Genomic DNA, 11,188 nt, shown 5'->3' on the forward strand with positions numbered 1-11,188 from the left:
CCCCCTACTCCGATTCACATTCTTCAAAAGCGTAAAAGTAATTGTTCCCCCGCGAATCAACGCGCAACATCTTGAACAATCTGCCTTCTTCTTCGCTGGCCGGTAAAATTTTCTGATAGAGCAAACTAGTAACGGTTGAGAAATATCCGGTTTCCGTTCCGTTATGACGTTCGAATACTTTGGCCGGCAGCGGTTCGCCAACTACCTCGCCAATTATAACGTCATATGGCGCGACCGTCAATTCACCGCTGGCGCGGAATGACATTCTGTATGTCCCTTGCTTGGAAATATCAACGGTTTGTGTTAAATGTACCGGTCCCTGAACTAATAGATAATCATAAGGACCGGATAAACAAAACGGTTTGGGAATAACCTGTCCAAAATTAATCACAAAATCCTGATTACGGGAATCGGCCTGCCAATCAACTTTATTGGCTAAATTAAAGATCATCGCCTCACCGTCAGTTGCTATCGGAACATCTTCAGTGACATCACCAGCTTGACCGGTAACGAGCATTTGCAGTTCTATAGGCAATTCATTATAGATCACAGCCGGAATTGTGCGATATGAAGGCGTTGGATTAATGGGTCCGGAAGGCATCATCGGCAGAGTCTCATCCAGAAGCTGACTGCGCATAAAATCGCCAGTCACGAATTGCTCGGCCAGTTCCCAGCTTAACACCTGATGATCGGTCGTACCGGGGATAAGAACTTCAAAATGACAATTAGCGACCGTCCAGTTACCCATCTTAAAAAGGCGCAAATGAAACCGGGCGGTTTGAAAATCACCGCATTCTAATTGAATTACTCCCGGAGTCCATCCGTCCGCTTCGCAATAGCTCGCCTGAACGTCTCCGATAGCATCAGTCCATCGGCAATTAAACGGGGGCTGATCGGGCATGCCGAGAGCCGTACGGTCACCGTCGAGAGACATCAAGGCCGCCATGATATTCCGCGGATCGGCTTCGCCGACAAAAATCAGGTTGATAGGATCGTGGCCCTGACTGGTGAATTCACTTCCGGTGAATGGCCAGAGAGTCAATGACTCTGAACCGAGTCCAACTGTAACGAGCGGGTCGGGCGCGGGATATGATTCATAATTATAGGCGGCGGCTTTGAGACGGGCCGCTTCCTGCTCAATCGAATCTTCGGTTGCGGGTACCGGCTCTACTCCGATTTCACATCCGACGATAAGCAAAAACATGGAAAGTGTGATTAGAATTGTGATTGCTCGATACATAATTTTCCTCCCTGCATCAAACTTTTTGATTTGTTACCTGTTTTGTTTTCCAAAGAACGTGCGAACTACTCGTTGCTTTTGCAAGACCGATGCCAAAACTCAAATGGGACTTTGATGCACGGCAAGTTGTTATGATTTAATTGGTTGTGGATGTGAATCAAAAAACGGGTTCGGTTGTCTTAATGAGTATAAAGTAATCACTCACTTTTCAAATGTAAAGAACTTTTGGCTTGAAAAAGACTAATCAATTATCAATCAACGAATTGAAATCAAGAACGCAAATGGTAGAAAGTAACCATCGGGGAATATGGTTTGACCTGTCGATATTGAAAGTCTATATTAGTCTGTGCTCTCTTAGTGGAGGCTATCATGCCCGATAATGAAGAATCAAAAAGCTTGCAATCCGCGTTCGATGAACTGAAATGTATTAATCGAACAATGGATAAAATTTGCCGGGTTTCTGAGATCAATCATATCATGTCGATTATTATCGATGAGCTCATAAATTTGACCGACGCTGATGAAGGTGTGGTCAATCTATTGGCGGAAGAAAAACTCAGCGCCGATCCCGATACGGTAGTGCGAGCGGGAGACTCCGAAAATCCGGACGATTCTTTTAAGGTACCGGATTTAATCGCCGGATGGGTCATAAGAAATAAGCGAATATTTTTATCGGAAAATATCGAGACCGATGCAAGGGTTACCGGCTTATCTTCTTCTGGCGGTCGGCATATTTCCGTTCTTTGCTGTCCAATGGTTACACGGGGGAAAATCATCGGATTGACGACCCTGGTTAAGGGTAAAGATAAATCTCCTTTTTCGGATGACAACAGCCGCGTCACCGGAATCATCACATCTCAAACAGCTCAGATTCTCAGTAACGCCATCCTTTTAAAAGAATTGGCGGCCAAAACCAAACTTTTAGAAATATCCCGGAAAAAGTTACATGATGAAAACATTCGTTTGAGCGCGGAATTGAAATCGAATTTTGGTTTTGAAAACATCATCAGTAAATCATCCGGAATGAAAAAGGTATTGACGATGGCGTCAAAAGTTGCTACCAATGATTCTCCGGTGTTAGTTACCGGACCAACCGGAACGGGAAAAGAGCTCATCGCCCAGGCTATACATTATAACAGCAATCGTAGGGACAAAGCATTTGTCGTCAAAAACTGCGGCGTTAAAACAGAATCGCTTCTTGAGGCTGAATTATTCGGATATGTTAAGGGAGCTTTTACGGGAGCTGACCGAGATAAACCCGGCCTGTTTCGCGAAGCGGATGGCGGCACAATATTATTAGACGAAGTCGGTGAAGCCCCTTTAACGACTCAGGTCGCCATTTTACGGGTTCTGGAGAACGGTGAAATCAGGCCGGTCGGGGCTTCAAAAACCGAAACAGTAAACGTCAGGGTGATATCAGCCACTAATCGGGATTTGAGTGAAGAAATCGAAAAAGGTGATTTCCGCCGCGATTTATTTTACAGGTTAAATACCTTCACGATTGAACTTCCTCCCCTGTCGCATCGCCGTGACGATATTCCCCTTCTGGTTCATTATTTCATGAGGAAATTAAAGGAAAAATTATCTCTGAATGAACCGTCGATTACTCAGGAAACTCTCGACGCCCTTATAAAGTACAGTTGGCCGGGTAATGTCAGACAACTCGAAAACGAAATTGAACGGGCGTTGGTATTAGGTGATAGCGACGGGAAAATTGATATTAAACATCTTTCTCCCGAAATTTTAAAACGAGATGCCACCAACACATCTTATAATGATTATCGAGGACCGCTTAAAAATCTAATTGAGGATATCGAGCGCAGCGTAATCACAGCGACATTGGTCGAAAACGATGGAAATATTTTAAGGACATCCAAAATACTTGACCTGACCCGCAAAGGATTAAAAGATAAAATGGCACGATACGGAATATCTACTCGGGATGATCACAAATCCTGATAAATTTCATTCTATTCTGATTCAGAAATAATTATCTTAAAACGGGGATGATTTTCGAGGGGTTTCCATAAGGGATCAATTTTCAAATATGGCCTGGAGACAAATCCGGGAATTGTCAAAAGATGTTCGAGTCGCTCGACAGCGACGTCATACTCTTCAAAAATCACCAGAATTTCCGCCATATTCACAACCAGGAATAGCGCGTCAAATGCGTCCTTTGATGTCGGTAAAAGTTCAAGCGCCATCTGACCGTGGTACAAGGCGCTGTCTTTTTGTCTCAACGCGCCGTAGGCCATGCTTAGTTGGCTATGATAGCGGGCATCGAATCCGGCGCCGTTTTCTTTCTGTGCCAATAGAATCAGAGCCGAATCAGCAAATTGCTTTTCCGTTTCATATTGTTCAAGAAGCCTGTATATCCGGGCTTGGTGCAGATAGAATGCAACCGCATCGGTTCCGGGCTGAGTCTTTTCCAATATTTTGCCCAAATTCGGTTCAACCAATCTCAGCAACCACCAGTAATACTGCGAGCGAGACATATCCACACGATGAGCCGATTTGCTAAGTTCAATTTTCGCTTTTTCCGCATCTCCATTAGAAAAAATATCCAACCAGGCTTTGTAAATGCACGGCAGGGGCCAATCGGGAGCCAGGGCACCCGCTTTTTCCAAATATACCCGGGCTTCGTCATAATTACGGATAAGCCCGAGTGTTAAACCAATATCGAAGGCTTTGAGATTTGAAAGCGGATCGAGCTCAAATGATTTTTTGAAATTATTAATCGCTTCTTCGAATTGGCCTTGACGTCTTTGAACCGCTCCAAGCGAACTATAGGCGTCGGCCTGATTGGGCAACTTTTGAATGACCATGGCGAACGCCTGTATGGCTCGGCCGTAAACCATATCGCAATGATAATAAATATACCCCATAGCCAGATGCGCTTCGGGAAGAGCCGGTTGTAATTCCAAAGCACGGGATGCCGCCTCGCGGGCTTTGCCGCAGCGCTCTTCGGTGCGGTCATACCCTTCCCAAAAAAGACTTTCGTGTCCCCGAGAAAGCATGGCATGGGCCAGCGAAAATTCCGGGTCAAGTTCAACCGCTTTTTGATACATTTGCGTCGCGATTAATATATCGTCGTGGTCCCAACTACGATGGAAGTAATCATTACCCCTCAGATAGTAATCATAAGCTTCTATATTATGTGTGGGAATTTCCTTGAGAGCATCCTGTCCGGATTCATGCATCACAATATTTAAAGTTTTCGCGACGTTTTCCGCTATATCAATCTGAACCGAAAATATATCTGTCAGAGTGTGAAAATACCGTCCGGCCCAGATATGAGTATCATCTTCAACCTTAATCAGTTGAGGAATTATCCGTACCCGCAGGCTTTCCTCATATTGTTCCCAGCGAATAGTCCCAATCAGTAAATAATCTACTTTTAATTCTTTGCCAATGCTGCTAATTGATTGATCCGAATCCTTAAACCGCATGGCGCTTGTACGGGAAACGACCTTAAGTCCCTGAATCGTTGCCAGTCTGGCGGTAATCTCATCGGTTATGCCGTCGGCAAAATATTGATGGGAGGGATCGCCCAGGTTCTCAAACGGCAAGACCGCGATTTTTTTGGAACCCATTGCCATATCTGTCGCCTTCTGATCGCCAATAATATAAATAATTGCCGAAATGGCTATAACAACGGCGAGTAAAAGGTAGCCAATCCTGATATTTTTATTACTGATTTTTATATCCAACTCGCGAGTTGAATCCAATTCAAAATGACCTTCCTCTTTCAGCGCGGAGACGACATCGCTTGCGTTCTCGAATCGTTCCTCCGGGTTCTTTTTCAGCAATTTATCGATTGTATCTATCAGATGCGGCGGAACATCGTCTCGGAGTTCAGTGATTGCTTTCGGGGTTTCATTGACTATGGAATAAATAACAGAGGCTTCGTAATCACCCTGAAACGGCCGTACTCCCGTGACCATCTCATATAAAACCACGCCCAGAGAAAATAAATCGGATGAGCCCGATATATCCCCGCCCGTTACCTGTTCCGGAGACATATAGCTGATGGTGCCCATCGTCGAGCCGGCTCCGGAGAGCGTCGTTTCCCCGACGGCATGTACCAGCCCGAAATCAACGATTTTAATCCTCCCCTGCGCATCAATTAGAATATTTGAAGGTTTAATATCGCGATGAACCAGACCCTTCTCATGCGCTTCAGAAAGTGCGCGGCATACCTGGCTGGCAATGTCGAATATTTTATCAAAGGCAAGAGATTTATCCTTAATATATTCTTTGAGCGACTCACTCTCAACATATTCCATGGCAATAAAAGGCCGTCCTTTGAATTCATTGACTTCATGCACGGTTATAATGTTGGGATGACTCAGAGAGGCGGCGGCTCGGGCCTCTCGTAAAAATCTTTCTTTGAATGTTGAATCCGTTACAAATTGGCGAGAGAGAAATTTAAGAGCCACCCGGCGATTCAGCTTTTCATCTTCGGCCAGATAAACGTCGCCCATCCCTCCGGATCCGATTTTGGAGACAATACGATAATTCCCTAATTCGGTTCCCGGGCGAAAATCTTCGCCGTCATTCTGGCTCATGTGCAAATCCGACATATGCATTCCCTCGGTTAAACAGACAATTAAAGATAATGAAGTTATCTTCAGGATGTAAAGTCTAATATATGATTTGAAAGTGGATTTGCAAATATCATATTTGACATGATTTATCTTGTTCCAAAATCTTTTGCCCCTTATCTTTTTGCCATATTGATAATTGGAGAAAACGATATATTGAAATCAATTTCGGTTCCCACATCATCGACTTGTGAATTTATTGATATCACATCCCAGGTTCAAAACATCGTCACCGAGTCAAATATAAAAAATGGTGTTGTCACCATGTATGTAGCTCATACCACCGCCGGGATCACCATAAATGAAAATGCCGACCCGGATGTCAAACGCGACATCCTGACGCATCTTGATAAATTAATTCCTCAGGCAGGAAATTATCGGCATGGCGAGGGAAATTCACCGGCACATATTAAGGCGAGCCTGATGGGCTCATCGGCGTCGGTAATTATAAACAATGGTAAATTGATGCTGGGCACGTGGCAGGATATATACTTTTGCGAATTTGACGGCCCCCGGACACGAAAAGTCTGGGTTAAGATAATTGAGGGATAGATGCTGAAAATTCACATTATAACAGTTGGGCGGGATAAGGATAGCTGGGTCAATGATGCCATCGATCATTATTCGAAGTTGATTAAAAAATACGCCCGCCTGGAATTTTCGATTATAGCCGAAGATAAGTATAATTCGTCAACAGATATACTTAAGGCCAAAATCAGAGAGGGTGAACGAATTATATCGCGCTTGAAGAACGGTTTTATAATCGTTCTCGATCTCAAAGGTCAGGTTTTGAATACAATGGAATTGGCTGAAAAGATATCTCAATGGCAAAATCAATCAATTTCAACATTAGAATTTATTATCGGAGGACCATTTGGACTTTCGGATGATATTTTACGCAAGGCTGATTATATCCTGAACATGTCGTCACTAACGATGTCTCATCAAATCATTAGATTGGTGTTGCTTGAGCAATTATACCGGGTCTTAAATATCAACGCCGGCGGCAGTTATCATAAATAGACTAAGATATTATATTAAAAAAGCAAAGCCCGCCTTAACAGACGGGCTCCGCATTGAGATGGGGTGTTTTTCGCTTCTTTATTTCAAAAGCACCATTTTTCGAATTTCCTGACTGCCCGCAGCGGAAGCTTTGTATAAGTATATGCCTGATGAAACTGAGGCTCCATGCGAATCGGTGCCGTCCCACTCGAAATGATGCTGTCCGGCCTGACCGTACCCGGTCCAGGTTTTTATCGCCTGTCCGGTAACGTTATAAATTATTACCTCATAATCGGACGCTTCCGGCATGGTTAGCGTAAACGAGGTGCGCGGATTAAACGGATTGGGATAATTTTGCGACAGGGCCAACTTGTTCGGTAGAGCCTGATTATCTATTAACGCCATCATCGCATTGGCGTAATAATCAGCTATTTCAACATCGATGAGCTTGAGCTCGACACCTTCTGGCACGGTTATACTCACCAGTTCAGATTCTCCGGCTTCAATCATATGTCCCGCCTGCAGGCTATAGAGCAGAACTCTGAATTCACCATAATCATTAAACCCGGTCAGCATACTCATGCTTTCGGCCTTATTGATGACTTCCGGCTCGGCAAAAGAATCTCCCTGATAGGAAAAGACCAGTAAGGCAGCGCCAATTGATTCGGGCGAATCGATGGAAACGGTGGAAATATTATCTTTTCGATTGAAAGTAACAGGCACCTCTATTTCAACCGCCGAAAATTTCGGCATAGGCGAAATATCCCCAATGATAATTCTCACCAGGTGCACCAGGTCGGCAATTGTCAATGGAAGACCGTCGCCGTTGATATCGGACGCGGCGATTTGGGCCGGAGGAGAAATTCGGAAGGCTTTCAGCCCGCTGATAAAGAAGTTGGTGTATAAAACAGCGTCAGCGATTTCGTAGGCGATACCATTGAGATTGATATCTCCCCGGGCGTCAATCGAATCAGGATGGATAATGCAAAATTCGCCATTTTTGAAATCAATGCATCGAATCGGCGGATCTTTCAATCCTTTTACGCATTCATCAGATGCGCCGATTCCGAAGGGACGTTCAAATTCGGGATAAACATCGTCGTTGGTTTCATCCCAGATAATATTTCCTTCACGGCTTATCACCAATTTATCCAGATAGAGATATTGCCCGGAAATATCCGAGAACGTATTATCTCCGCAATCAAACCAGAAGAAGCTGACAGGGACATTCTGGCCTCCGATATTTACATCGGAAGATACTTTGAACGTGACCGACGCCAACACACCGGCGGGGTAATATTGATCCTGCGGCGGATGCAACGGGCCGTTATTGACATCAGCGATAGCCACCAGCCTCAATAATCCTGAAGGACAGGTTCCTCCTATGCAGTTACCGTCTTTGCCATATCGATAGGTGAAAAATTCCCAGCCGTTGATAGCCGTGCCAAGATCGGCGGTTAAAAAGTATATCACGGTGGCATCGTAAGATAGCAAGATATCGAAGGCTGCCACATTTTCAATGGCATCGACGGTAACGTTAACCGTCGAGATCGCTCCATTGTTAACGCATTTGGGCGGACCTTCGATAGAGACATGGATACAGGTTTCGCAAATCGTCGCGGGATAGACCTTGATACAATATGTTTTATAGGATTCGGAGCAGTCATCGGTGGCCTTGAATTTGAAACAGTATTCAACCGAATCATTCGCCGGAGGTACAAATGTCAGGGTTCCGCATCCCGAAATCGGATTAAAGGCAAACTCACCCAATCCCGAATCAAGCGCCAGGGTTACATCGCCGAAATCCGGATCGGTTACGCAGATATCCGATATTACAATTGGTTCCTCATCGGTAGGACAGCGAACGATTCCTTCGATATCGGGGAAGTCGATAACAGGCGGTTTGTCCGGAACGGCGTCGATCGGGATACTTATTCTAGCCGAGGCGTTGCAGGAGTCAACCGCGATTAAGTCGATCTGACAATGAATTTCTTTGCGAATCATCAGGCATAGTTGTTTGGTTTCTTCATTATAAGTAACACCCGGACATCCACCTTCGGTATAAATGTCTTTCATATTGTCATCCGGATCGTCAACGCCAATGTCCAGACATAGATAGAGGCTGTCGCAGAATGTTTCCTGAGACGGCTTTATATTGCCCGAGAAAATCGGCGGAGAGTTCAATTTTGTTTCAATGACAAAACTGCAGGTATCGGCACCGCATTCATTGGCGTCAATAATCATCAGCGTGTCGGTTCGATTTCCGTCGGCGAAATAGCAAATGGTATTACTTTCGGAAGAATAAACAAAGGTCTCGGGAACAATATTAATGTTGACACCGGGAATATTTTCAAGTTCCATACATTTCTGGCCCGGCTCGCAAATAAATAATATTGTATCATTGGGACATATCGCACGCGGCTGAGGTTTCTGTTCGATCACTATATCGAGGATGACAACATCGGTCTCGCCACATTCATCCGTAACCGTAAAAGTTAAATTACACCCGCTAAAGGCGGACGGAGTCCAGTAGAAACTGCTGTCAATTTCATTAAATGTAATTTCCTCGCCACAACTACTCACAGCGGTCAAAGAGACGACATTGTCGTCAATATCGGTGAGCATTACCGGAACATAGATTTCCTCGAGTTCACAGGCGGTATTAGGATATGAACCCACGGCAAGCTTGGGAGGCGAGTTGAACGAGGCGGTTATCAAAGCAACATCGGCAGCCATGGCGCCGCAGTCATCATACACCGCGATATTGATTTCATAATTTCCAGGAGCGTCCACATATAAGCAGACTTGCTGATTATCGGCATCATAGTGGGCAGGGGCTTCTACTTCAATTGAGTCAATCTCGCCGTCAACGTCACCAAATGTCACGGGAAGACAAATATCAGAGGCGTAGCAATTAAATACTGCTGTATCCTCAATTAAAACGGTCGGAAGTTCATTCATTGTTACGATAACAGTGGCCGTATCGAACGCTTCATTACCGCATTCATCTTTCGCCGAGACTATAATCTCATACACTCCCGGTTCAGCGGGAGTGAAACATACGGCATCATTCACGATTGTATAGGGATCGAGCGCGCGTACTTCGGAAATATTTCCATCGGGATCGTTATACGTAACCGGCAAACAAATCTCCTCCGGTTGACATAGGGACACGACCGTATCGGGGATAGATATTACAGGAAGCGAATCGAATTCGACGGTAACACAGAAAGTGCAAACATCAAATCCACACTCATTTTCACCCCGAACTTCAAAGCAATATTCGCCCGGCGATTCGGCAAAGAATATAACGGAATCATTAACTCTCTCAACTGTCGGAGTAATCGAAATCTGTATATCCGGAGCGAACTGACCAATATAGGCTTTCATGTAACCCGGCCCACAAAGTTTGACTATTTGCGGTTGCGGACATTCTATCGACGGCGGCGTACCGACCGTGACATCAAAGACAACCTGGCAGGTGGACTCGCCGCAGTCATTCAAGGCGGTAACATTAAATGTATAGAATCCGGTCTGACTGGCATAAAAACAAAGCTCGCCGTTCTCATATGTCGCACCCTCTTCGGCGATGGTAACAATAGCGTCAACCGGTAAAATACTCAATGTCTGACAAACCGAATCAGGAGCGCAGAGATTAACAATTACTTCTTCGGTTGGGCAGTCTATAGTCGGTGGAGTACCAATAGTTACATCAACCACTATATGGCAGGAGGTATCACCACATTCATTGGAAGCCATGACATCAAAAGTATATACTCGAGATAGATCGGCATAGAAACAAAGCTCGCCGTTTTCAAATATAGCATCATCTCCGGTTAAAGTAACTATGGCATCGCTCGGGATAATATTCAACGGTATACATACTGAATCAGGTTGACATTGATTTACGAGTATATTTTCGGTCGGGCAATCAATAATTGGCGGCGTACCAATGGTCACATCAAAAACGACCTGACAGGTGGACTCGCCGCAGTCATTCAAGGCGGTAACATTAAAGGTATAAACGCCGCTCTGGTCGGCGTAGAAACAAAGCTGACCGTTCTCATATGTCGCGCCTTCTTCGGCGATTGTGATATTAGCATCTATCGGTAATATATTCAAAGGCAGACAGACCGATTCAGGAGCACACAGATTTATATTCGTCAACGGCGGACATTCTATCGACGGCGGAGTACCGATTATCACGGTTATGATTACAGAATCAGTCGGGCATTTGGCAGGCGGTTCGCCTCTAAGACAATTATCGAAAATCATGTATTCAAATACATAGCGGGCTGAATCCACATCGGCGGGCAGGAAACATTGCGAACCGATACCATCA

The 11,188-nt window shown here is 44.9% G+C and carries 6 protein-coding genes; 3 read left to right on the top strand and 3 right to left on the bottom strand.

All coding sequences use genetic code 11. The annotated features are described in order from the left end of the window. Positions 1–4 precede the first annotated feature (4 nt). Positions 5–1,240, bottom strand: a complete 1,236-nt coding sequence (locus V3V99_04335; protein MEE9441875.1) for a hypothetical protein — start codon at positions 1,238–1,240, stop codon at positions 5–7. Between the two features lie 369 nt (positions 1,241–1,609). Between V3V99_04335 and V3V99_04340 the strand changes: the two genes are divergently transcribed. Then, a complete protein-coding gene (locus V3V99_04340) occupies positions 1,610–3,199 on the top strand; it encodes a sigma-54-dependent Fis family transcriptional regulator (GenBank protein MEE9441876.1) in 1,590 nt (529 codons plus the stop codon). Between the two features lie 11 nt (positions 3,200–3,210). On the opposite strand, the gene V3V99_04345 is transcribed toward V3V99_04340, so the two are convergent. After that, a complete protein-coding gene (locus V3V99_04345) occupies positions 3,211–5,823 on the bottom strand; it encodes a protein kinase (GenBank protein ID MEE9441877.1) in 2,613 nt (870 codons plus the stop codon). A 174-nt stretch (positions 5,824–5,997) separates the two neighbouring features. On the opposite strand from V3V99_04345, the gene V3V99_04350 reads away from it, so the two are divergent. Both V3V99_04350 and V3V99_04355 read left to right on the top strand, forming a co-directional pair. Continuing rightward, entirely contained in the window at positions 5,998–6,396 is a 399-nt protein-coding gene (locus V3V99_04350; GenBank protein MEE9441878.1) for a secondary thiamine-phosphate synthase enzyme YjbQ, read from the top strand. Further along, complete coding sequence (locus V3V99_04355) at positions 6,397–6,867, top strand: 23S rRNA (pseudouridine(1915)-N(3))-methyltransferase RlmH (GenBank protein MEE9441879.1); 471 nt, start codon at positions 6,397–6,399, stop codon at positions 6,865–6,867. It abuts the gene before it with no gap. A gap of 78 nt (positions 6,868–6,945) precedes the next feature. Here V3V99_04355 and V3V99_04360 read toward each other — a convergent pair. After that, positions 6,946–11,188 (bottom strand): FlgD immunoglobulin-like domain containing protein (locus tag V3V99_04360; protein MEE9441880.1); only part of this gene is annotated, 4,243 nt, incomplete at its 5' end.

It is taken from the genome of Candidatus Zixiibacteriota bacterium (genome assembly GCA_036480375.1).
In the GTDB taxonomy this organism is placed as follows: domain Bacteria; phylum Zixibacteria; class MSB-5A5; order GN15; family JAAZOE01; genus JAZGGI01.